19 protein-coding genes are annotated in these 22,941 nt (G+C 69.1%); 6 read left to right on the top strand and 13 right to left on the bottom strand.

The annotated features are described in order from the left end of the window. Positions 1–2: 2 nt before the first annotated feature. The 6 genes from ACWF9G_RS11275 to ACWF9G_RS11250 form a co-directional block, all read right to left on the bottom strand. Positions 3–1,130: a glycosyltransferase gene (locus ACWF9G_RS11275; protein WP_379308188.1), complete on the bottom strand. Its 1,128-nt coding sequence runs from the start codon at positions 1,128–1,130 to the stop codon at positions 3–5. A gap of 78 nt (positions 1,131–1,208) precedes the next feature. Continuing rightward, a complete protein-coding gene (locus tag ACWF9G_RS11270; protein WP_452514959.1) occupies positions 1,209–2,192 on the bottom strand; it encodes a GAF domain-containing protein in 984 nt (327 codons plus the stop codon). Positions 2,193–2,200: 8 nt separating this feature from the next. After that, positions 2,201–4,018: a putative bifunctional diguanylate cyclase/phosphodiesterase gene (locus ACWF9G_RS11265; protein WP_379308229.1), complete on the bottom strand. Its 1,818-nt coding sequence runs from the start codon at positions 4,016–4,018 to the stop codon at positions 2,201–2,203. 68 nt (positions 4,019–4,086) lie between these two features. Next, on the bottom strand, positions 4,087–6,234 hold the full coding sequence (locus ACWF9G_RS11260; RefSeq protein ID WP_452514957.1) for an Rv1355c family protein: 2,148 nt from the start codon (positions 6,232–6,234) through the stop codon (positions 4,087–4,089). Between the two features lie 309 nt (positions 6,235–6,543). Next, positions 6,544–6,984 (bottom strand): AraC family transcriptional regulator, encoded by a 441-nt coding sequence (locus ACWF9G_RS11255; protein ID WP_379308191.1) that lies wholly within the window; start codon positions 6,982–6,984, stop codon positions 6,544–6,546. Continuing rightward, on the bottom strand, positions 6,981–7,424 hold the full coding sequence (locus ACWF9G_RS11250) for a GyrI-like domain-containing protein (protein ID WP_189025953.1): 444 nt from the start codon (positions 7,422–7,424) through the stop codon (positions 6,981–6,983). Before ACWF9G_RS11250 ends, ACWF9G_RS11255 begins: the two co-directional genes overlap by 4 nt. Before the next feature lie 164 nt (positions 7,425–7,588). Here ACWF9G_RS11250 and ACWF9G_RS11245 point away from each other — a divergent pair, with 164 nt between their 5' ends. Beyond that, positions 7,589–9,850 (top strand): hypothetical protein, encoded by a 2,262-nt coding sequence (locus ACWF9G_RS11245; RefSeq protein ID WP_452514955.1) that lies wholly within the window; start codon positions 7,589–7,591, stop codon positions 9,848–9,850. Between the two features lie 2 nt (positions 9,851–9,852). Here ACWF9G_RS11245 and ACWF9G_RS11240 read toward each other — a convergent pair whose 3' ends face one another. After that, positions 9,853–10,632, bottom strand: coding sequence for an alpha/beta hydrolase (locus ACWF9G_RS11240; RefSeq protein WP_379308193.1), 780 nt, complete (start codon positions 10,630–10,632; stop codon positions 9,853–9,855). Positions 10,633–11,118: 486 nt separating this feature from the next. On the opposite strand from ACWF9G_RS11240, the gene ACWF9G_RS11235 reads away from it, so the two are divergent. Beyond that, a complete protein-coding gene (locus tag ACWF9G_RS11235) occupies positions 11,119–12,609 on the top strand; it encodes an MDR family MFS transporter (protein WP_452514953.1) in 1,491 nt (496 codons plus the stop codon). Positions 12,610–12,674: 65 nt separating this feature from the next. Here ACWF9G_RS11235 and ACWF9G_RS11230 read toward each other — a convergent pair whose 3' ends face one another. Further along, positions 12,675–13,280: a hypothetical protein gene (locus ACWF9G_RS11230; RefSeq protein WP_452514951.1), complete on the bottom strand. Its 606-nt coding sequence runs from the start codon at positions 13,278–13,280 to the stop codon at positions 12,675–12,677. A 244-nt stretch (positions 13,281–13,524) separates the two neighbouring features. On the opposite strand from ACWF9G_RS11230, the gene lppU reads away from it, so the two are divergent. Further along, positions 13,525–14,175 carry an LppU family putative lipoprotein gene (gene lppU, locus ACWF9G_RS11225; protein ID WP_452514949.1) on the top strand — a complete coding sequence of 217 codons (651 nt, stop codon included), beginning with the start codon at positions 13,525–13,527 and terminating at the stop codon, positions 14,173–14,175. 18 nt (positions 14,176–14,193) lie between these two features. Here the strand turns inward: lppU and ACWF9G_RS11220 are convergent, their stop codons facing one another. The 3 genes from ACWF9G_RS11220 to ACWF9G_RS11210 are packed head-to-tail and all read right to left on the bottom strand — an operon-like array spanning position 14,194 to position 16,305. Then, entirely contained in the window at positions 14,194–14,397 is a 204-nt protein-coding gene (locus tag ACWF9G_RS11220; protein WP_379308197.1) for a ferredoxin, read from the bottom strand. After that, entirely contained in the window at positions 14,394–15,617 is a 1,224-nt protein-coding gene (locus tag ACWF9G_RS11215) for a cytochrome P450 (protein WP_452514947.1), read from the bottom strand. The genes ACWF9G_RS11220 and ACWF9G_RS11215 overlap by 4 nt, the downstream gene beginning before the upstream one ends. Before the next feature lie 43 nt (positions 15,618–15,660). Further along, a complete protein-coding gene (locus ACWF9G_RS11210) occupies positions 15,661–16,305 on the bottom strand; it encodes a DUF4097 family beta strand repeat-containing protein (protein ID WP_452514945.1) in 645 nt (214 codons plus the stop codon). A gap of 151 nt (positions 16,306–16,456) precedes the next feature. Between ACWF9G_RS11210 and ACWF9G_RS11205 the strand changes: the two genes are divergently transcribed. After that, entirely contained in the window at positions 16,457–19,594 is a 3,138-nt protein-coding gene (locus tag ACWF9G_RS11205; protein WP_452514943.1) for a BTAD domain-containing putative transcriptional regulator, read from the top strand. Here the strand turns inward: ACWF9G_RS11205 and ACWF9G_RS11200 are convergent. Further along, positions 19,578–20,345, bottom strand: coding sequence for an ABC transporter permease (locus tag ACWF9G_RS11200; protein WP_379308201.1), 768 nt, complete (start codon positions 20,343–20,345; stop codon positions 19,578–19,580). The two genes, ACWF9G_RS11205 and ACWF9G_RS11200, sit on opposite strands and share 17 nt — an antisense overlap. Then, a complete protein-coding gene (locus tag ACWF9G_RS11195; RefSeq protein ID WP_452514941.1) occupies positions 20,342–21,286 on the bottom strand; it encodes an ATP-binding cassette domain-containing protein in 945 nt (314 codons plus the stop codon). The genes ACWF9G_RS11200 and ACWF9G_RS11195 overlap by 4 nt, the downstream gene beginning before the upstream one ends. 142 nt (positions 21,287–21,428) lie before the next feature. Between ACWF9G_RS11195 and ACWF9G_RS11190 the strand changes: the two genes are divergently transcribed. Both ACWF9G_RS11190 and ACWF9G_RS11185 read left to right on the top strand, forming a co-directional pair. After that, positions 21,429–21,914, top strand: coding sequence for a GtrA family protein (locus tag ACWF9G_RS11190; RefSeq protein ID WP_452514939.1), 486 nt, complete (start codon positions 21,429–21,431; stop codon positions 21,912–21,914). A gap of 90 nt (positions 21,915–22,004) precedes the next feature. Next, positions 22,005–22,907, top strand: a complete 903-nt coding sequence (locus ACWF9G_RS11185) for an alpha/beta fold hydrolase (RefSeq protein ID WP_452514937.1) — start codon at positions 22,005–22,007, stop codon at positions 22,905–22,907. Positions 22,908–22,941 lie beyond the last annotated feature (34 nt).

Genomic DNA, 22,941 nt, shown 5'->3' with positions numbered 1-22,941 from the left:
GCTCACCGGTCGAGGACCGCGAGCATGCCTGCCACCGCTCGGGGCCAGGTGAATTGTTCGGCGCGGGTGCGGGCGGCTTGGCGGCGGCCGGTGGTCGGCATGGCGAGGACGTCGGTGACGGCTCGGGCGAAGGCTCGGGGGCGGTCGGCGGCGATGGCGCCGCATTCGGCGGTGACGATGTCGGCCAGGGCCGAGGAGCGGCTGGCTACGACGGGGGTACCTGCGGCGAGGGCTTCCAGGGCGGCGAGACCGAAGGTTTCGTGGGGGCCGGGGGCTAGTGAGACATCGGCGGTGGCAAGGAGTTTCGCGACCATGGCGCGGTCGCTGATGAATCCGGTGAAGTGGACCGACGGTTCACCGCCGGGGAGGGCGGGCAGGGTGCGGGCGCGGCGTTCGAGCGACTCGCGGCGTGGGCCGTCACCGGCGACGACCAGCCGGGCGGGGAGGCCGGCGCGGTGCAGTGCGCCGACCGCTTCGATGCTGCGGTCGACCCGCTTCTCCACCGACAGCCTGCCGCAGTGCACCAGCATGGGATGCCCGGCGACGCCGAGGTCGGCGCGCAGCCGGTGGTCGCGGCGGCGGGGACTGAACAGGTCGAGGTCGACGCCGAGGGGCACCAGCTCCACATTGGGTGCGCCGATCCGCTGGAACTCCTCGCGGGCGAAGTCGGTCGTGCACACGACCATGTCGTAGTCGTCGGCGGTGCGCCGGTTGGCGACATCGGCGCAGCGGCGGGCGGCGGGCCCTGGCAGGAACTGGCCGAGCAGGCGGTCGAGCCGTTCGTGCGAGATCATCACGCTCGCGACGCCGCGACGCCGGGCCCAGCGCCCGAAACCACGCAGGGTGAGCCGATCGGAGACCTCGAGCACGTCGGGCCGCAACCCACCGAGCACATCGGCCACCCGCCGCGGATCGGCCGCGCGGTAACCACCGGTGCACGGAATCGCGATCGCGGGCAAGGTGATTCGCAGTGCGCCGGTGGGCAGCACTTCCTCGCTGCGCCGCGGCCCCGGCACGATCAGCACCACCTCGTGACCGGCCGCGACATAGCCTTCGCCGAGGTGATGCAAGGCGGTGCGCAGCCCACCCGATCGCGGGCCGTAGAAGTTGGCGAGCTGCACGATGCGCACACCCCGATAGTTCAGCGACGCGGGTGCCCCCTGGAACCGGCCCGTGGAACAGCGCGTGAACAGCGGCGAAAGATGCGGCTAACCGGACTCCGGCGCGCCGTCGAACCAGACCCGCAGCAGGCCGTGTCCGAACGCGGCGGTGGTCATCGCGACCAGTTCGGCCTGCGCGGTGATCCATTCACCGTCGGCGAAGCGCACCCGCAGCGCGAGCCGCCGTGCCGTCCCCGGCTCGCGCGCGACATCGGCGCAGGCGGCGCGCAACGCGGCCAGGTCGTCCGGGTCGACGGTGGGCCGTTCGACGGCCCACCGGTCCAGCGGGTGCAGCGGCTCGGCGGCCCATTCGTAGATCATCGCGCTGGACAGCTCGACGAGACCGATACCGACACCGGCGCGCTGCGATACCGCCCGCAACATGGTCACATCCGGGTCAGGCACCCCGTTGTGTTCGGGGACGGCGTGCATCAGGCCGCTCACCCGGCGCACCCGCGGCGCGGCCCTGGCGATCATCTGGAAGCGGCGCACCGCGTCGTCGTCGCCGAGCATGTCGACCTCGCCCTGCCAGTGCCCGCCGGGCACGAGCCCGGTGGCCATCGCGAAGTAGTCGACCCTGCCGTCGAACCGCACCATCCGCCCGAAGGCGTCCGGCGGCGTACGGACCACCCGCACCTCGGCCGGATCGCGGGCGAAGATGAGCTCCTCCAAACCCGGTCCGTGGTAGGCGAGTTCGGTGTCGGCCTCCCAGTCCCACGCCGCCACCTGCCGACGCGGCGGCACCGGCGCCGCGACCGGTCCGGCCCACAGCTGGACACCGTGGATCCCGTCGAACGCACAGCGGACCGGCTCGGCCAGTACCAGCAGGCCGTCGGTCTCCTCCCGCACCGAGACCTGATCGGCCCGGCAGCGCCGCACCGCCGCCGCGACGACACCCGCGCGCGCCTGCCCGAGTTTGCGGTGCAGCCACACCGGTCCAGCCCACTGCCTGACCTGCGCGCCTTCCGCGACGACGGTGGGGTCGAGATCCTCGACGAGGGTCTCGATCAGCAGCCACTCCCCGGCAGGCATCGCCGCGATCAGCTCGGCGCCACGCCGCGTCCCGCGCGTGGCAGATCGAGGTCGAGCGGGATGCGGCCCTCCCGCAGTTGCGCCTCGACTTCCTCGGCAGGCATGGGCCGGGCGATGAGGAAGCCCTGCGCGCGATAGCAACCGAGGCCGACCAGCGTCCTGGCCGCCATCGGCGTCTCGACGCCCTCGCCGACCACCCCGAGCCCGAACGAACCGGCCAGGCCGATGATCGACTTCACGATCGCCAGGTCGTCGTTGCTGTCGCCGAGGCGCTGCACGAAACCACGGTCGATCTTCACCGCGTCGACCGGCAGCGCCTTGAGGTGCGACAGCGAGCTGTAGCCGGTGCCGAAGTCGTCGATGGCGATCTGCACGCCCATCCGCTTGAGGCCGCGCAGGGTGAGCCTGGTCCGCACGAGGTCCTGCACGACGACATGCTCGGTGATCTCGAGGCAGACCGAGCTGCCGTCGATCCCGAACAGGCGAAGAATGTCCTCGATACGCTCGACGAAATCGGCGCTGACCAGCTGCACCGGCGACACGTTGATCCGGATCACCACATTGGCGGCCAGCCCGCGGCGGCGCCAGTCGGCGAATTGCGAACAGGCCGAACGGATCACCCACCGGCCGAGTTCACCCGCCAGGTTGGTGGCCTCGGCCACCGAGACGAACGCGCCCGGCGGCAGCAGCCCACGCGTCGGGTGCTGCCAGCGGACCAGCGCTTCCAGCGCCACGATCCGGCCGGTGCGCAGGTCGACCTCGGGTTGGTAGTGCAGCACCAGCGAGCCGTCGGACACCGCGCTGCGCAGGTTCAGCTCCACGTCGTCCTGGAGCTCGAACTGCGCGCGCATGGCGTCGGTGAACACCGCGACCCCGTTGCCGCCACCGGATTTCGCCGACAGCAGGGCATGGTCGGCGCGGCGCAGCACGTCCGATACCGACGTTTCCCCCGGAATGCCCAGCGCGACACCGACACTCACGCCACGGCTGACCGATTCCTGCCCCACCGAGACCCGACGGCCGATGAGCTGCTGGATCCGGGTCGCCTCCAGCTCGGCGGCCACCGAGTCCATCGGCGCCGCAGGCACGATGACGAACTCGTCGCCGCCGAGCCGCGCGATCATGTCGCCGGGCTCGAGGTTCTGTTTGAGCCTGCGTGCCAGCGTGCGGATGAAGTTGTCGCCCGCGCTGTGCCCGAGGAAATCGTTGAGCGCCTTGAGCCGGTCCAGATCGAGGAAGAAGGTGGCGATCGGGCCCGGTTCGCCCGCGCTCAGCCGCTCCTCCATGTATTCGAGCAGGGCGCGGCGGTTGGCCAGGCCGGTCAGATCGTCGTGCAGCGCGATATAGCGCAGCTTCTCCTCGGCGACGACGCGCGCCTGCAGCTGGGCGAACAGCGCGGCGATGGCCTTGAGGACATTGAGTTCGCGCTTGGACCAGGCGCGATCGCCCATCTTCACGAAGCCGAGGACACCGGTCGACTCGCCGCGCGAGACCAGCGGCACGCAGGCCATGGCCACCTCGGGAATGCCCGAGGATTTGCGGATCGTCTCCTGGTAGTCGGCGCTGTCGTGGCCGGGGCGCACGATCAGCGGCTCGGTCGCGTATTCGAGGGCGCGGAAGACCGAGTCGGCGTGCTCGAACTCGACCGTGTGCAGCGGGTCCGGGTCGGGGACCTCGGGCCTGCGCGGCCATTCGGCGACGAGAACGGTCACGCGCCGCGCCCGGTCGGTGTGGCGCAGATAGCTGACATCGACGTCGAAGTGCTCGACAAGGGCGGCGAGCACCCGCTCGCTCGCCGCCACCATGGTCGTGGCGTCGACACCCATCAACTCGGAGGCGACCTGCGTCACCAGTGAGTCGAGCGTTTGCCGAGGCACGTTGTCTCCGATCCGCGCTATCCGTCGTTCCTACTGCCGGGCACCGGCAACCGTCGACTGCGAACGCTCGCAGCCGCGGCGTAGCTCAGACGAAGAACCAATGCCACGTTCTCATCCTCAGGGATTCCCAACAGGTCCTGGAAACGCCTCTGAATGCTGGCAAGTGTATCTGTGAACTCGGGAGAAACGATGCGCAAATCCTCGCGTCGGTCGGCATACAGGAACACCGGGGACACCGGCTGCACCGCCAGCCCCAGCAGTTGCGCCCGTAGCCACACTCTTTCCACCGCGGCACCGGCTCTCGCGTAATCGGCCAAATCCGGGATACCCCCTGCGCGAGCGCGGAAACCGATCGCCACCAGAGCCGAGCTGGCCCGCACCCGGTCGACGGTGGATTCCCCGAGCGCGGCGCCCGCTGACCACTCGCGCAGCCGGTCCATCACATCGGTGCGGCGGCCGACCTGGAGCTTGGCCAGTTCGTCCGGCGCCGGTTCGAGTGTGCGCACGTCGATGCCGGTGCGCAGATCCTCCCCGGGCCAGCGCAATTCGGCGTAGAGCTGCCCGTGCAGCTGGGGTGTGAGATAGCGGACCCGGTCGCTGGCGCCGAGCAGCGCGGCGGCTTCGGCCAGTGCGTCCGTGCCGGTGATCGCGTGCACGGTGGCGTCCTCGGCCGCGGCGGCGGTGCCGAGCGCGGGCACGACGGTGCACGACAGCGGTGTCGTCGCGCCGAGCCTGCGGTTGGTGTGCCGTTCCAGGGCGAGGGGATAGTCGGCGGCCAGATCGGGGTCGGTCCCTTCGCGCAGCGGCAGCCGGGCGAGCAAGGGCGAGGCCGGGTCGTCGACGCGCCATTGCGGCTCGCCGAGCAGGCCGTGGGCGGCCGCGGCGGCGCGGGCATTGTGCACGGCCGCGCCGACCGCGACGGCACTGCCGCGCAGCTCGATGTCCATCGCGGTGGAGCCGGTGGGGTCGAGGGCGATCTCGATCAGCCCCGGTTCGCCGCGCAATCGCCACGGCTGCACATTGCCGCCCGATGGCGCGCGCTGGGCGCAGGACAGGATCGCCGCGACGGGGTCGGCCGGGGGCGTGTCGGCGGGCAGCTCGGGCACGGTGTCGATGCCCTCGTCGAGGTAGCAGGGTTCGGCCAGCGAGTCCAGCGCCGCCTCGAGGTCGACACGGGTCCGGCCGGAGGACAGCTTGGCGCCGAGCCCGATCCGGCGCACCGCCGCGGTCACGATGGCCGCACCCAGCTGCACGTCGCTGCCCAATTGCGGCCAGGTGGTGATGGTCTCGCCGACCTCGGCCAGGCTGGCGGCCATCCGCGAGGAGAGCTGGCCGGGGTCGAGGATGCGCAGCACGTGCGGCGCCTTGGCCTTGGTGTCGAGGTCGGCCAGCTGGGCGCCGGTGGTCGCGCCGAGCAGACCGTGGAAGGGCTCGCGGCCGGGTTCGAGGTCGTAACGCTCGACATCGAACAGGCCGCGGTCGCTGGTGTCCATGAGCAGCGGGATCCGCCGCCTGCGCGCGGCCTCGCGGACCGCGAATTTGATGTCGAGCGAATCGCATTCCTCCACGACCACCGAGAGCCCGTCGAGGAACTCGTCGACCGTGTCGATCAGCACGCCCGCCTGCCAGATCTCGACCGGCAGATACGGATCGAGTTCGGCGATCCGGCGGGCGGTCACGACCGACTTGTTGACGCCGACATCGAACAGTCCGCCCGGCACCCGGTTCAGATTCGACAGCTCGATGGTGTCGAAGTCGGCCAGCCGCAGCAGTCCGCACGCGCCTTCCAGCGCCAGCGTGTACGCGACCGAATGGCCGACGCTCTGCCCGACGACACCGACCGCCAGCTGCCCGAGGCGCTGCTGTTCGGCGCGGGTGAGCTTGTTGCGATTGCGGTCGGTGCGGATCGCCAGGAACGCGGCGGGGCCGAGGATCGCGACGAGGGCGTGGCGCCACGGGTAGTAGACCCACCGTTCCTCGCCCGGATCGAGTCCGGGCGGCGGGCCGGTGAGCTCGGCCAGCTCGGCGCGCATCCCGGCGCGCAGGTCGTATCGGCGGATGCCGGCCGACCCGGCCAGCTGCCGCAAGGTTGCCGCGTCGGCGTGATCGGCCGGATCGAGCACAAAGGGGCGGTAGTCCGCCGTCTGCGGGTCCGGTTCGCTCATCGACGGGTCCGAATCACGAACCGCGTCATCGCGTGCCATCCGGCGCCGCGGTGAACGCACCGCAACCCCGCGTCGTTGCGCGCTGCTTCGACAGCCATCGTGTTCCTAGCTCCGTGCTACGCGCCCGCGCGCGGTCGGCGTCCTACCGATGCCGACTCGTGCAGTATCCGTCATCCGAATGGAATGCACCAGGCGAGTGGCTAATTTTCCGGAAACCCTGTGTTACGGGTGAAGTATCCGCAGCTCAGAACGTGTGCTCAGAGTGATGGCGGCAAGATCCAGACCGATCGGTTCGAATCTGGCTACCCCTTAGCTATCCGCCGTGATCGAAACGAACAATTCTACGGTGTCCGGGCCGTGCCAGACCTCGATCTCCTCGCGATAGGCGCGAGAGATCTCCGCCGACGCCGTCGCGTCGTCGACCTGGGCCCACACGTCCTCGACCGGATCGTGGTAATCGCCGTTGGGAGCGAACCGCGCGTAGATGCCCCGGGGCACGCGCACCATGAGATCGCCGACCGGGACGTCGTCGGGGGACGCGTATTCCCGTGCCACCAGCGCGTTCCAGTTGCCCGCCGGGTCGGGGACGTAGACCGTGTGCAGCGGTTCGCTGCCACCGGGCCGGTCGCGCAGGCGGTCCTTGAGGAACTCGATCAGGTCGCTGTTGCTGACCTTGAAGCTCGGATGGACCCGCGGCACGGCCAGGCCGCCGTAGAGTGCGCTGCCGCGCACGACGATCGTGTAGCTCATCGCGGATCGACCGCCAGATACAGGTCGATCTTGTACGCGTGCGGGTAGCACTCGAAATCGCCGGTGAAGGTGCGCTTGATCTGGTTGTGCTCCTCGGCATAGGCGATCTGGGTCCACAGATCCGTCATCACCTGCGGAAAGTTACCGACCGAGGAGAACCGCGCGTAGGTGCCGCGCGGCAGGCGGGCCGCCAGATGTCCGCGGGTCACCTGATCGAGCGAATCGCACTGGTAGCCGACGATCTGGGTGTTGTAGGTGCTCAGCTCACCGGTGTAGTCGGTGTAGGCGCTGGCCAGTGGGCCGCCGAGGTCTTGGTGCAGGACGGCCGACCACGCGGCTTCGAGATCCCGGTCGCGCAGCTCACCGAGGGCGCGCTTGGGACTGCGGACCGGTAGACCGGCCACCCATGTCTCGTCCCGCTCGACGATTTCGAACTGCATTGATGACTCTCTCGAAGGGTCGGCTCGGTTGCGCCATGCTATCAACTTCGAACCCGACAGCGGTGACACACCGAGTTGTGCTTACCCCAACCTAACCACACCTGAGCTGGACAAATGTCCACCACCACGCCGTGACATCCCCACGTATTGTCCGATTCACGTCTATGCCCTATGCTCCCGCGCTCGTGTGGATACGCGCGGCGCTCGAACCGCGAAAGCAAGTGGTGCAGTGGGCGATTATCGTCGTGATCGGGGTGCTGGCCGGCTATCTCGCGGTCATGCTCGGCGACCCGCGGCACTTCTACACCGACGACACCGAGGCGCAATACGTGCCGATGTGGCAGCTGCTCGGTACCGAACTGCGGGCGGGCCGGTTCCCGGCGATGGTGCCGTGGGAATGGATGGCGGGCAACTACAGCCTCGAGGAAGCCGGGCTCTACAACCCGCCGCAGCTGCTGGTGTATCTGCTCGCGCCCTCGTTCGACAATCTCGCGCTGTACGCGACCGCGGTGAAGCTGGTGTTCTCCGCGATCGCGGCGCTGGGCGTCTTCCGAATCTGCCTGGCCTACGGCGCCCGCGCGCCCTGGGCCGCGGTGGCGGGCGTGGCGTTCCCGTTCAGCGGCTGGTTCCTGTTCTTCGACGAGGCCAGCTGGTTCACCTCGCACACCGGTACCGCCTGGCTCGTGCACGCCTGGGCCTCGGCCGTGCTGTACGCGCGGGGACGGACCGGGCCGATCCCGCTGTTCGTGTTCCTGTACCTGGCGCTGACCATCCAATACGCCTTCCCCGCCGTCGAATCCGGCCTGATGATCGCCGCCGTCGCCGCGGGCGAGTACCTGTACCGGCGCCGGTGGGCACCGGTACTGCGGCTGCTCACCGCGTCCGGGCTCGCGGTGCTCGGCGCGATGGTGGCCAACCTGCCGATCCTGCTGTCCTCGCAGGCCACCTGGCGCGGTGATGTCTCCACCATCCACAACGACCCGTTCCTGACCGTGCCGTGGTCGGAATCGCTCAATGCGAGCCTGCCGAGCACGGTGCCCGCGTTCACCGCCTGGTGGGGCCATGTGCAGCCGCTGCCGATGGTCTACATCGCGTGGTTCGTGATCCCGGCGCTGGCCTTCATCGACTGGAAGGCCGCCGCGCGCGCCGCCGCCGACTGGAGCGGGATCGCGCTGTTCGCCGTCGCCGCGCTGATGTGGACGGCGGGACCGGGCGCGATCGGACCGCTGCGCTGGCCTGCCAGGGTGCTGCCGATGCTGGCGATCGCGCTGCTGGTGCTGGTGTGCGTGCTGCTCAGCCGCTACGGCGTGTTCGCCGCGTCCCGGCGCCGGTACGCCGCGGCGGGCGTGCTGATCGGGTTGCTGTTCGTCCGATCGTTCTCCGCCGCACCGAAACTCCTCGAACGGCATGTGCTCGCGGTGGCCGTGGTGGTGGCGCTCGGCGCCGGTGTCGTCTGGCTGGCGCGCACCCGCGGAGTCGCCGCCGCCGCCGCGCTGACCATCGTCGCGACCTTCCCCATCGCCTACGCGCAGGTAGCCGCGGCGCCAACGACGCCCATGTCGTACGGGTTCCCCGAGCGCCGCTCCGAGATGACCGCCGCGTTCCCCGATTTCGACGGCCGCACCCTGCAATTGGCCGACCGGATCATGGTGCGGGACGAGGAACGCACCCTCGCGGCGACCTACGGTTCGATCGCGCTCGGCAGTTATGCCAAGAACCTCGGCCTGCAGTACGTCAACGGCTATACCCCTGTCGGGCACGCGGCGTTCGCCGGGTTGCTGTGCATGGCGTGGGACGGCGGCACCTGTACCGACGCGTATCGCAGGGTGTTCGCGGTCGAGCCGTCGACCGACACGCCGGTCGTGGATCTGATGCGGCTTGATCGTGTTGTCCTGCAACGTGCCCAGTACCCCGACGCGCGCTCCAAGCCTGCTCCGGCGGGCTGGAAGTTCGTCGACTACCCCGGTCACGAACGGCAGATCTGGGTGCTCGAGCGGGTCAACCCGCTACCCTCCCCCGGCGACCTCATCGCGCACGAGTCGGGTGTGCACGCGACCGTGATGCCGGAGGCGGGCCTGACCAACCGGGCCACCGTGTCCTCGGGCACCGGCGGCCGCATCGTGTTGTCCCGCTTGGCCTGGCCGGGTTACACCGCCATGCTCGGCGACCGCGAGATTCCCACCAAGGCGGTCGCCGGCGTCTTCCTCGCCGTCGACATCCCGCCGGGCACCCAGAACGCCCAGCTCACCGTCACCTGGCGGCCGCCGGGTCTGTCGATCAGCCTCACCAGCGCCCTACTGGCGCTGATCGGCATCGGTGTCCTGCAGTGGTGGTTCCGGCGGGGCAGGCGCGACAACGAGATCGGGCCGGAACCCGTGGCGACCCCGCCGGCGCCGGTCGAACAACCGGCCACCGTCGAGGCCTGAGCTCAGGCCCCGATGGCGGCGGCCAGGTGCGGCCAGGCCTCGTGCAGGTCGGCCTCGAACTGGCCCCACGTGTGCGCGCCGGTCGGCCGTTGGACGTAGGTGGCGGGGACGCCGAGCTGAGCCAGACGGTTCGCGAAGGCGGCCGTGCACGCCCCGGCGATCGCTTCGACCGGCGGCATGGGCAGCCCACGGTCGGCCCTGCCGGGCAGGCCGGTGGCGGCCGACAGGAAGATCGTCTTGCCCGCGAGCTTGCCCGCGTTGGCGAAGACGTCGTGTTCGCGCCACACCGCGCCGCCGGGCGCGCCCCACATGTTGCCCGGATTGCCGCCGCCGCGGACGGCCTGGGCGCCGGCCATGCCGATCCCGAGCGGGTCCGCCGCCCACGGGCAACCGCTGAACGCGGCGACGGCGGAGAATCGGGAACCGCCGCGGATGGTCAGATCCAGCGCCGAGGCCGCGCTCATCGACACGCCGGCGATGGCATTGCGTCCGCTCGTGCCGAGCATGCCATCGATCACGGCGGGCAATTCGTCGGTCAGGTAGGTCTCCCAGCGCACCCGGCCGACAGTGGGATCGTCGGTGATCCAGTCGGTGTACAGCGTGAACGCGCCGCCGACCGGCATGACCACGTTGACGTGCTTGTCGGCGAAGAACCGCTGCACATCGGTGTCGTCCCACCAGGAGATCCCGTCGGCCCCGCCGCCGACGCCGGTCAGCAGGTACAGCGTCGGCGCTCCCGGATTCGCCGCCTTGATCACCCGGTTCTGGATCATCCGACCCATAGCGGGTGAGTACACATCGATTTGGACGGCCCGCTCTCCGAGCGGCGCCTCCCCCCTGACATGGGCCCCCGTTGTTTCGGCCTTCGCCTGGACACCGCCCAGCGAGGCGACAATCGCGCACACCACAGCAAGCCACACTCTCGATGTAGTCACCGATCCGGTATACCCCGTCGGGTCGGCGCACACACTCAGCCACGCCCGCCCCGTCGATTGCTTTCCGGCGCCGATTCTCCGAGAGTGACCAGGCTCACCTTCGGCCGGATCTTCGGGTGAGAAGTCCACCCGACCTGCGCGTTTCCCTCATGCCGGTGCGGCGCTCGCGCCGAAAACAAGGTGATTTGTGTCGGTGGTGAGCGGAATACTGGCCCGCGCCCGATGAGTTGGACCGACGAAATCCGTCTTCTCTCTCGTGGTGCCGGGACACAGTCGACCCGGCATCGGGCCACCGCTCGCCCTGCCGACCCCGCTGCTCCTGGAGGTACCCCGATGCCGGCCGAACTATCCCCGCCGATGACGAAAGGCCGGACACCGACCGTCATCCGGGTGCTGGTGCTCGCGACCTTCGTCGTCATCCTCAACGAAACCATCATGATCAACGCGATCCCGCGGCTGATGAGCGATCTGCACGTCACCGAGGTCGCCGCGCAATGGGTGTCGACCGCGTTCATGCTGACGATGGCCGCGATCATCCCGACCACCGGCTGGTTCCTGCAGCGGGTCACGACCCGCCAGGCCTACGCGGTCGCGATGGGCGTCTTCATCGCCGGCACCGTGCTCTCGGCGCTCGCGCCGACCTTCGCGGTGCTGCTGATCGGCCGCATCATCCAGGCCGGCGGCACCGCGGTGATGATGCCGCTGCTGATGACCACCCTCATGACCGTCGTCGCGGAGCAGGATCGCGGCCGGGTGATGGGCAACGTCACGCTGGCCATCTCGGTGGCGCCCGCCATGGGCCCTGTCATCTCCGGCCTGATCCTGCAGATCAGCGTCCCGGCGCTCGACTCGTGGCGGTTGCTGTTCGTGGTGATGCTGCCGATCGCCGGCGTGGTCACCTGGCTGGGTCTGCGGCAGCTCGAGAACGTCGGTGAACCGCAGCCCGGTGTGCTCGACATTCCCAGCGTGTTCCTGGCCGCCGTCGGCTTCGGTGGACTCGTGTTCGGGCTGAGCAAGTTCCACAGCGGCAGCTACACCGTCCCGGCGCTGATCGTGGCCGGTGGCGTCGCCCTGATCGCCGCGTTCGCGCTGCGTCAGGTGCAGTTGCAGCGCAACGGCACCCCGCTGCTCGACCTGCGGGTGCTGCTGTCGGGCACCTACGCCAAGGCGCTGGTCCTGATGGCCATCGCGTTCCTGGCGATGATGGGTTCGATGATCCTGCTGCCGCTGTACCTGCAGAATCTGCGGCACCTGAGCCCGCTGGAGACCGGTCTGCTGGTGATGCCGGGTGGTCTGGCGATGGGTCTGCTCGGCCCGACCGTCGGTCGCCTGTTCGACAAGTTCGGCGGCCGCGCGCTGGTGATCCCCGGCTCGATCGGCATCGCTGTCTCGCTGGCCGGCTTCACCCAGATCTCGCTGACGATGCCGTACTGGCAGCTGCTCGGCCTGCACATCCTGCTGATGGTCTCGCTGGCCGGCGCGTTCACCCCGGTGTTCACGCTCGGCCTCGGCGCCCTGCCGATGCACCTGTACTCGCACGGCAGCTCGATGCTCGGCACCCTGCAGCAGGTGGCGGCCGCCTTCGGCACCGCCCTGGTCGTCACGGTCATGTCGGCCCGCAGCGCCTCGCTCATCGCCGACGGCACCGACCAGATCACCGCCACCCTCGACGGCATGCGCCTGGCCTTCCTGGTCTCGGCAGCCCTGGCACTGGTCGTCGTCGCCATGGCGGTCCTGCTGCCGAACCGCTCCGACAACCCGCACGGTGCGCACGCTCCGGAACAGTCCGACGAACCCGAGTCGCCGGAACTCGTCAAGAGCTGACACCCGCTGCGAAAACTGCCACCCCTGGTCGCGACCGATGCGATTCGGGGGTGGCAGTTTTCGTATCAGGGCTGGCCGCTGACGACCGCCGTCACCGCGTCCATGAACGACTGGCCACCCGTGATGGCGCCGCCCGCGATCGCGCCGACGACCAGGCCGACGGGCCCGGTGATGATGCTGAAGAAGCCGAAGCCGAGCACGGTTCCGATCAGCCCGCCGAGCAGGCCGCCGACGACCACGCCGACCACATTCTGATTGACCTCGGCGGCAAGGCGTCCCATCGAGTTGATGGGCTGCATCTCGCCGATGTTTAGCGCGGTCACTTTCGGGGTAAGAGTGAGTTTTTGGCCGTCATCGCTGATTTCCTGCGCCACCGCCATGCGACTTTCGGAAACAATGTAAGTCAGCGGTATTTCAGTAATGACTTCACCACTATCCGACTTCAGCGACACCTTGTCACCATTGTCGGCGATCACGAATTTGCCGTGGTCCACGGTGGTTGTGACAACCCGGGAGAAATCTGATACGACGGTGCGATAGGCGACGCCGCGGTCGACGCCGGACGTCGAAACATCGTGGTTTTCCTGCGGTTTCGCGTTCACAGTCCCCGCAGCGATGCCAACGGCCGCGACGGCCAGGAGAGTCGCCGGGATCAACGGGCCGAACTTCATACTGACATTTCCTTCTCAGGTACCTCCGGTCGGCATGACCGAATGGCGAGCAGCTGTACAGCGTCCGAAGCTTGTGGGAGGAAATGACAATCAGCCAGACCTGGCCGCGCATCGTTGCCGGATCGTGACCTAGTCGTTTGACCGAATCTGTTTGACCGAACTGGTGATTCGACGCGCGCGCGTCACATGGTGTAAGCATTTGCTTGATTCGAGGTGCAACAGTAAAAGCTCTGGAGGACTGTCCGTGTCACGCCAACGTGTTCAAGCCGGTTTAGTCCTGACGGTCTTCATCGCTTCAGCCGCTCTGCTCGCGACCGTGGTGATGGTGGCCGCGATCTCCCTGACCTCGGATGACATCGCGGGCAGCGGGCATCCGGCCGAGAACGTGACTGCGGCAGCCGCATCGGGGACGAACGCGCCATCGGCGCCGGTCGAACCTCAGCTGCCCGCCCCCGTCGCCACTCTCAGCTCGGCCGCCAAAACGCCGATCGCGATCCAGCTGGCCGTCGGTGACTGCGTGGTGGCCGACGGTGACGGCGAGCAGGTCACGGTCGAGAAGACCACCTGCGGCAGTGGCCCTTCCAGCTACAAGATCTTCGACAAGGCGCCCGCGGGCGGCACCTGCCCGACCGACACCGATCAGACCTACAGCGAGCGTGTCGGCTCGGTCGAGCAGGGTGGGTTGTGCATGGACATCGACTGGGTGGTCGGCGGCTGCCTGGAGCTCGGCGAGAAGAAGCCGACGCACATCGACTGCGCCACCGGGGGCACCACCGAGGGCGTGAAGGTGCTGGAGGTCAAGCATGGCGTCGCCGACGCCAACCAATGTGAGTCGGGCAATCTCGGATTCGTCTACAACCAGCGCAAATTCGTCGTCTGCGTAGCGCGGCTCTGAGACCCCAGCGCGGGTGTCTCAGGACTCGCCGATCGTGAGTGCACCGGACGGACACGCTTCCACGGCCTCCAGCACCGCCGCGTGACCGCCCCGCGGTGCCGGGTCGAGCACTCGCACCCGGCCGTCGTCATCGTCCTGGTCGAAGACCGACGGCGCGAGCAGGGCGCACATGCCCGCGCCGATGCAGCGCTCCCGATCCGCCGAGATCCGCGGCGTTGTCATCGCTGGTCCGTCCAGGTGACGGGCAGTTCGTGGACGCCGTAGATGTTCATGTCGGTCTTGAGCTTCACCTCGGTTGCGGGGACGGCGAGTTCGAGGGTGGGGAAGCGGCGGAGCAGTCCGGCGAAGCCGGCGCGCATCTCTATGCGGGCCAGCTGCTGGCCGAGGCATTGGTGGACGCCGTGGCCGAAGGAGACGTGACCGCGGGCCGTGCGGCGCACGTCGAGGGTGTCGGGGTTGTCGAAGCGCAGGGGGTCGCGGTTGGCGGCCAGTAGCGAGATGACGACCGTCGAGCCCTTGCCGATCGTCTCGCCACACAGTTCGATGTCTTCGGTGGCGTAGCGATAGAAGATGTCGGCGACCGACAGATAGCGCATGAGCTCCTCGACAGCATTGGGGACCAGCTCCGGGTCGGCGCGCAGTTCGGCCAGCTGCTCGGGGTGTTCGAGCAGCGCGAAGGTGCCGAGCGCGAGCATGTTGGCGGTGGTCTCGTGGCCTGCCAGCAGGAGCAGGAAGGCGATGCCGACCAGTTCCTCGATGCCGAGGTCCTCGTCGCGGGCGAGGTCGGAGAGGATGTCCTCGCCGGGTTCGGCGCGTTTGCGCATGACCAGTTCGGCCAGGTACGAGGTCATCGCGCCGTACGCGGCCATCTTCTGCTCCAGTTCCTGATCCTTGACCAGGAACTGGGCCGAGTTGACCTGGAAGGTCTCCCGGTCCTCGTAGGGGACGCCGAGCAGTTCGCAGATCACCAGCGAGGGCACCGGCAGCGCGAACTCCCTGACCAGGTCGACCGGCGGGGTCAGCCGCGCCATCTCGTCCAGCTGCCGCTCGGTGATCTCGATGATGTGCTCTTCGAGCTGCTTCATCCGTTTGACGGTGAAGGCGCCGGTGAGCTTGCGCCGCAGCCGGGTGTGATCCGGCGGGTCCATGGCGACGAACAAGCCCGGGATCTGCGGCGACGGCTCGGTCTGGACGGGCATGCCGGAGGACTCATACGCCGGGTGGACGATGCCGAGGTCCTGGCGGGAGCTGAACCGGGTGTCGGCCAGCAGCTGGCGGACAGCTTCGTAGCCGGTGACGACCCAGCCTTCGTGACCGTCGGGGAAGATCAGCGGGCTGACGGGGCGAGCCTCGCGAAGCCGGGTGATCTCGCCGGGTGGATCGAAGGGACCCGCATCGCGCTGCTGGGGAAGGCCGAGCGGGACGGGAAGTGTTGCACTCATCGGGGGTTTCCTTATCGGATAGTGGTGTCCGTCGAAGCCGAAATCAGGCAGCGGCGGTGTGCCGAATGATGATGTTGCCGAGGGCATTGCGCGCGTAGACCTGCACCGTGTCCGCCGTGTCGTGCGCCGAGGCGACCGGCTCCATCAGGTTCCGCACGGCGCCGAGCGTGGTGCTGGTCTCCAGCCGGACCGCGCTGGCGGGGCTGATCCCCACCTCGAGCTCGCCCGAGGAGGTCTCCAGCCGGAATTCCCCGCGAGCAGCCTCGCCGATGCGGATGTTGCCCTTGGCGGTCTTCGCGGTCACCGACCCCTGCGGACGCTCGACGGCGATGTCGCCGAGCGACACCGTCAGGTCGCACCGGCCGAGTTCGCCGACACCGAGCAACCGGCCAACCCCGGCGGTGCCCGTCAGCTCCGAGCCGGTCGGCACCTCGATGGTCACCTCGATCGACGGGTTACCACCGAACGGGGTGTGCGTGCGCCAGTTCTTCGACGCCGTCACGGTCAGGATGCCGTCGCCGAACTCGACCTTGGTCTGCTCGGCGGCGCGCACATCGGCCTTCTTGCCCGCGTCGGCCGGCTTGACCTCGACGACGGTGTCGCTGCGGTCGGACGCGATGACGGTGACGCCTGCGGACAGGACATCGACGGTGACGGCGATCGGGGCGGGGGTCTGGAAGGTGTACATCGGAATCTCCTCGGTCGGTGCTGCTGCGTTGTTGATGTGACTACTGTCGCGAGCGCCGCTGACACCGACCTGACACCGACCTGACGCACCCGCTGACACGGACTCCGGCCCGTCGAAGCGGGTGTCGCGACCCGTTGACGTCCGAGGCACAATGGGCCGGGTGCAGATCGGGATGCTTGGACCGCTGGAGATCCGAACAGAGGACGGTGGATCGATAGAGGTACCGGGCGCTCGGTTGCGGGCGCTGTTGATCGCGCTGGCACTCGAAGCCGGTCGCGCGGTCCCGAAATCGAAACTCGTCGATTGGATCTGGGACGAGCAGCCGCCCGCCGACGCGGCGAACGCCCTGCAGGCATTGGTCTCCCGCTTGCGCAGGGCACTGCCCGACGGGGCCATCGAGGTGCAGGCGGGCGGATACCGGCTGACGGTGCAGCCTCGCGCGGTCGACGCGATCCGGTTCGAACAGCTCCTCGACCAGGCGCGCGGCGGCGACGACGCGCACCAGGCGCGGCTGTTGCGCGAAGCACTCGACCTGTGGCGCGGTGCGCTGATGCAGGACATCGGCGAGAGCGCGGCCTTCGACGCGGTGATCACACGCTTCGACGGACTGCGCCTGGCCGCCATGGAGGATCGCTACGAAGCCGAACTCCGCCTGGGCCGTGGCCCCGAAGTCGTCGCCGAGCTGACCGAACTCGTATCCCAGCATCCGGTGCGGGAACGGCTCGTTGCCGCGCTGATGCGGGCACTGGGCGCCGCCGGCCGTGGCGCGGAGGCGCTGACCGTGTACCAGCGCGCCCGCGAGGCCCTCGCCGACGAGCTGGGTGTCGACCCGTCACCGGAGCTGTCCGCACTGCATGTCGCGCTGTTGCGCGGCGAGGTAGGGGCGCGACCCGCGGAACGCACGACCAACCTGCGCGCCGAGCTGACCAGCTTCGTCGGCAAGCGCGCCGACATCGCCGCGGTCCGCGAACTCATTGCGGCACACCGGCTTACCACGCTGACCGGGCCGGGCGGATCAGGCAAGACCCGGCTGGCCGTGGAAACCGCGCGCACCATGCTCGGCGACCTGCCCGACGGCGCCTGGCTGGTGGAACTGGCCTCCGCCGACGGCAGCGGCGACCTGGCGCAATCAGCCTTCGCCGCGCTCGGTCTCCGGGACGCGCTGCTCGGCGACGCCCCGAACGCCGACCCGATGGACCGGCTGATCGCGGCGATCCGCGACCGCGAGACGCTGCTGATCCTGGACAACTGTGAGCACGTGATCGAGGCGGCGGCGGCCTTCGCCCACCGGATCCTCGGCGAATGCAGGCGACTGCGGATCCTCGCGACGAGCCGGGAACCGCTCGGCATCACCGGCGAGGCGCTGTGGCAGGTCGAGCCGCTGACATTGCCCGCCGACGACGCGGACGCCCGCGAGATCGAGACCTCCCCCGCCGTCGCGCTGCTCCGGGACCGGGCGGGCGCGGTGCGCAAGGACCTCGCGACCGATGCGGACACCCTGGCGACCATGGCGCGGGTCTGCCGGGCGCTCGACGGTATCCCGCTGGCGATCGAACTGGCCGCGGCCAGGCTGCGCACCATGTCCCTCGATCAGCTCGCGCACCGTCTCGATGATCGGTTCCGGCTGCTGACCGGCGGCAGCCGCACCGCGATCCCGCAGCACCGGACGTTGCGCGCGGTGGTCGACTGGAGCTGGGAACTGCTCAGCGACGCCGAGAAGATGGTCCTGTGCCGGCTCTCGGTGTTCTCCGGCGGCGCGAGTCTGGAAGCGGCGGAACAGGTCTGCGCGGACAAGGTCGAGCAGTGGGAGGTGCTCGAGCTGCTCACCACCCTGACCGAGAAGTCCTTGCTGCTCGTCACCGAGGACGAGATTCCGCGCTACCGCATGCTCGAAACGATCAAGCGGTACGCCGCCGACCGGCTCGCCGAGGCGGGCGACGCGGAGTCGGCGCGCCATGCGCATCTGGCGTACTTCACCGGACTCGCCGCCACCGCGGAACCGCACCTGCGCCGTGCCGAGCAATTGGAGTGGCTCGCCGTCCTCGCGGCCGAGCACGACAACATCTCGACGGCGATGCGTGGCGCGCTCGCGTCCGGTGACGCGGCCGGGGCGATGGGACTCGCGGCGGCAGCGGGCTGGTACTGGTGGCTGGGCGGACACAAGGCCGAGGGCACCGAGTTGGTCGTCGCCGCTGCCGAGGTCCCCGGCGAGGTCGACAACGAGACCAAGGCGACGGTGTACGGCCTTGCCGTGCATTTCGGGACCTCGGGTCGCAACGGCGAATACGAGGTGCGGGAATGGATCCACAAGGCGTACCAGTTCGGCCGTGACAGCCGGAGCAGCCATCCGGCGCTGCGATTCACCGCCGCACTGGAACGCATGCTGGCCGGACCGGACGAATATCTGCCCGCCTTCGAAGCGGTGCTCACCGACGACGACCCCTGGTCGCGTGCCCTGGCACGCCTACAGCTGGGCAAGCTGCGCACTGTGCTCGGCCACGACGGGCCCGAGGCGGACGAGTGTCTGGAACAGGCGCTCACCGAGTTCCGTGCCCTCGGTGAGCGCTGGGGGATCTCGTTCGCGCTGACCGAACTGGCGAACCGCACCGCCATGCGCGGCGAATTCGCCGCCGCGTGCGAGCTGTACGAGCAGGCGATCGGGGTGGTCACCGAGGTCGGCGCGATCGAGGACGTGGTCGGGATGCGATCCCGGCAGGCCCAGCTGTACTGGCTGCTCGACGATGCCGAGGCCAGTGCCGCCGCCCTGACCGAAGCGCAGCGCTGCGCGGACCGGACCGGCTGGCCGACCGCGCTGGCCGAAGTCGCCTTGGCACGTGCGGAACTGGCTCGCTGGCGCGGCGACACCGAGCTGGCCCACGGGCAGATCGACCTCGCGCGCACGCTGTTCGGCAGTGATGCCGAACAGCCGAATGTCAGTGCGATGGTGCACGGCCTGCTCGGCTACCTCGCCGATGACCTCGACAAGGCTCGCGCACAACACACTTCGGCCTTCGAGGCGGCGTCGGCGGCAGGCCACGCTCCGCTGATAGCCCAGGTACTCGTCGGCATCGCGGACCTGGCGCTGCGCGCGGAACAGTACGAGCAGGCCGCGCGACTGCTCGCGGCGAGCACCGCGACGCGCGGGCTGCCCGACCGTTCCCAGCCGGATGCCGCCCGCATCGAGCGGACAGCACGACATCGCCTCGGTGATGTGGGATTCACCGAGGCGATGCGGGAGGGTGCGCTGGCGAGCAGGCCGGAACTGGTGGCACTCACGCTCGCTTCGTGAACGTGGCACGCGACCACAGGTACCCGACGATGGCGAACCCGGCGCACCAGGCGAGCGCAGCGGCGGTGTAGCCGGCGGAGGGGTTGCCTGCCAGGAATCCACGCAGGGATTCGATGATCGGGGTGAAGGGCTGGTACTCGGCGAACTGACGGACGCCGGGACCCATCTTCTCCGCGGGCACGATCGCGCTGCTCACGAAGGGCAGCATGATCAGCGGCACCACCGACATACCAGCGGCTTCAGGGGTTTTCGCGGCGATGCCGAGCGCGACGGTGAGCCAGGCCGCGGCGAAGGCCGTGGCCAGCAGGACGCCGAGCGCGCCCAGCCACTGCACAGCGGTCGCCGGGGAGCGGAATCCCAGCGCGAAGCCGACAGCGAGGACGGAGGCGACGGCGACCACGTTGGTCACCATGCTCGCCGCGACATGGCCGGTGAGCACGGCGCCACGGGAGACGTCCATGACCTTGAACCGGTTGATGACACCGGTGGTCATGTCGGAGCTCACCGAGACCGCGGTGCCGGACAGGCCGTAACTGATGGCCAGCATGAGCATGCCGGGTACCGCGTAGTCGATGTAGTTCTCGCCGACGTCGAACGCGTCGCCGAACACGTAGACGAAGATCAGCATCATCACCACGGGCATCAGCGCCGCGTTGAAGATCGTGACCGGAGAACGGGTGATGTGGGTGAAGTTGCGGCGCAACATGACCGATGCGTCGAACAGGGAATCGGTGACGGAAAGAGTGCTCATCGTGCTTCGGCCTCCGTGGTGGCGTGCCCGGTCAGGGCGAGAAAGACATCGTCGAGATCAGGGGTGTGGATGGAGATCTGGTCGGCCTCGAGCGAGTGCGCGGCGAGCCGATCCAGCAGCGCCCGCAGGGATTTCGAGCTGCCGTCGCCGGGAACCCGCAGGGCCAGCGCCTCGTCGTCAGGGGTGGCGCCGGGCAGGATCCGCGCCGCCGCGGCCAGTTCAGTGGCGTCGGTGAACCGCAGCTGGATGTGGCTGCCGGGGACACGGCGCTTGAGCTCGTCGGCGGTGCCTTCGGCGACAATGCGGCCCTGGTCGAGGACCGCGATCCGGTCGGCCAGCTGATCGGCTTCCTCGAGGTACTGGGTGGTGAGGAAGATGGTCACGCCGTCAGCGGTCAGCTCCCGCACGATCTCCCACATGGTTCGCCTGCTGCGCGGATCCAGGCCGGTGGTCGGCTCGTCCAGGAAGACGATCTCCGGCTTGGTGACCAGGGTCATCGCCAGATCCAGTTTCCGGCGCATACCGCCGGAGTAGGACGCCGCCGGCTTGCGCGCCGACTCCACCAGGTCGAATCGGTCCAGCAGTTCGGTGACCACCCGCTTGCCCGCTTTGCCGCGCAGGCGGTGCAGATCCGCCATCAGTCGCAGGTTCTCCTCGCCGGTCAGCAGGTCGTCCACCGCGGCGAACTGGCCGGTGACCCCGATCGCTTTGCGGACCGCCTTGGTTTCGGTCGTCAGGTCGTGGCCCGCTACGCGGGCGGTGCCGCCGTCGGCCTTCAGCAGGGTGGTCAGGACGTTCACGGTGGTCGTCTTGCCCGCCCCGTTCGGCCCGAGCAGCGAGAAGATCGTGCCGGTGCCGACGGTGATGTCGATGCCGTCGAGGATCGTTTTGTCCCCGTAAGCCTTTCGCAGCCCGGAGGCTGCAATTGCTGTGCTGTTCATGGGAACTACAGTCACCGGCTCGGCTGATATCGGGCTGACACCGCCCTGACACGTCCGCTGACACCGTCGGCGCCGCGTCGTGCCAGGCGTTTGTCAGCCAGACGTCAGGTCGGCGTCAGCGGGCTCGGCCACGGTTCTCGGTATGACCAGCATCGCCCCCGCCCCCGCCTTCGGTTCCGTCTTCGTCCCGGCGCCGCGCGCGGACTGGTCCGGCCTGCGCACCCGAGTCCGGCGGTTCCTGCTCGGCGAGCACATCTGTGCCCAGCTGCTGCGCTTCGCCCTGGTCGGCGGCGTCAGCAATATCGCCTACGTGCTGCTGTTTCTTGCGTGCACCGACCTGGGACCACTGGCCGCCAATATCGCGGGCTCGATGGTGAGCACCCTGATCGCGAACGAACTGCACCGCCGTCTCACCTTCCGGGCGGCGGGTCAGGTGGGCTGGTTCGCGGCGCAGTGCCAGGGCAGCGGACTCGCCCTGGCCGGACTGCTGATCAGCACCGGCGCCCTGGCCGGACTGGACACCTTCGTCCCCGGCCTCGGCGAGTTCACTCAGGCCTGCGCCATGCTCACCGTCATGGCCGGGTGCGGTGGCCTGCGCTTCCTCACCCTGCGCTACCTGGTGTTCTGACCCGCGCTCGCCGAAGCCGCCGAGCCACACCGCAGACGAGCCAGACCCGGGTTTGACCTTGACCGTGCGTCAGGGTTGGAGGCTGGTACCATGACGAACAACAGCTCTCCCCCGACTCGGCTCGTGCCGCCGGTCGGCGGGTTCCAGGAAGTCTGCGGCCACCGCATCTTCGCGCACCGCTCGGGCAGCGGCGGGCCCGCCGTGGTGTTCCTGCCGGGCGCGAGCGCGGTCGGTCTCGATTACTTCGGTGTCCAGCAACAGGTTTCACAGTTCACCACGGCCGTGGTGTACGACCGCGGTGGCACCGGCTACAGCGACTCGCTCCCCCTGCCGCGCACCGCCGCCGCGGTCGCTACCGAACTGCGCGAGCTGCTGCGGGCCCAGAGCATCCCCGGCCCCTATGTTCTCGCGCCCCATTCGCTCGGCGGCTTCTACGCGCACCGGTTCGCGCAGCTGTACCCGCGGGAGGTGGCCGGACTGGTCTGGATCGACGGCCTGCACCGCGACTGGGACGAGTTCATGCCGCCCGTGCTGCGGCTGGCCGAGGCGGAGCGGATGGGCACCGATCCGGAGCAGCTCGAACAGCTGCGCCCGGCTCTGCGTCAGATGCGCACCGAGTTGCTCGCGGCCTACCCGGAGCACATCCGGCGATCGCTGGTCGAAGCCAAGGAGAGCGACGAATGGACCCGCGTCGGCATCGCCGAACGCAGCAATCTGACCGCACTGGCCGCCGAACTCCACACCGGGCCTGGCCTTCCCGATATCCCCGTTGTCGCGCTCAGCGCGCTGGGCCCCGACCCCACCCAGCCCGCGGAGACGCTGCGCCAGATGCACGACGGCCGACGGCGAATGGACGCGGCCCTGGTTGACGGCCTCTCGCAGGGGGACCACCGCATCCTCGCCGACACCGTGCACCACCGGCTCTGCTTCGACCGTCCCGACGCCGTGGTCCAGGCGATTCGCGATGTCGTCGACCGAGCCGCACGCACCTAGACTCGACACGATCATGTTCGGCGTAGACCCGAGG

It is taken from the genome of Nocardia sp. NPDC055029 (assembly GCF_053608525.1).
The sequence above is the reverse complement of the archived record's forward strand: the minus strand, read 5'-3'. Positions and strand labels throughout refer to the sequence as shown.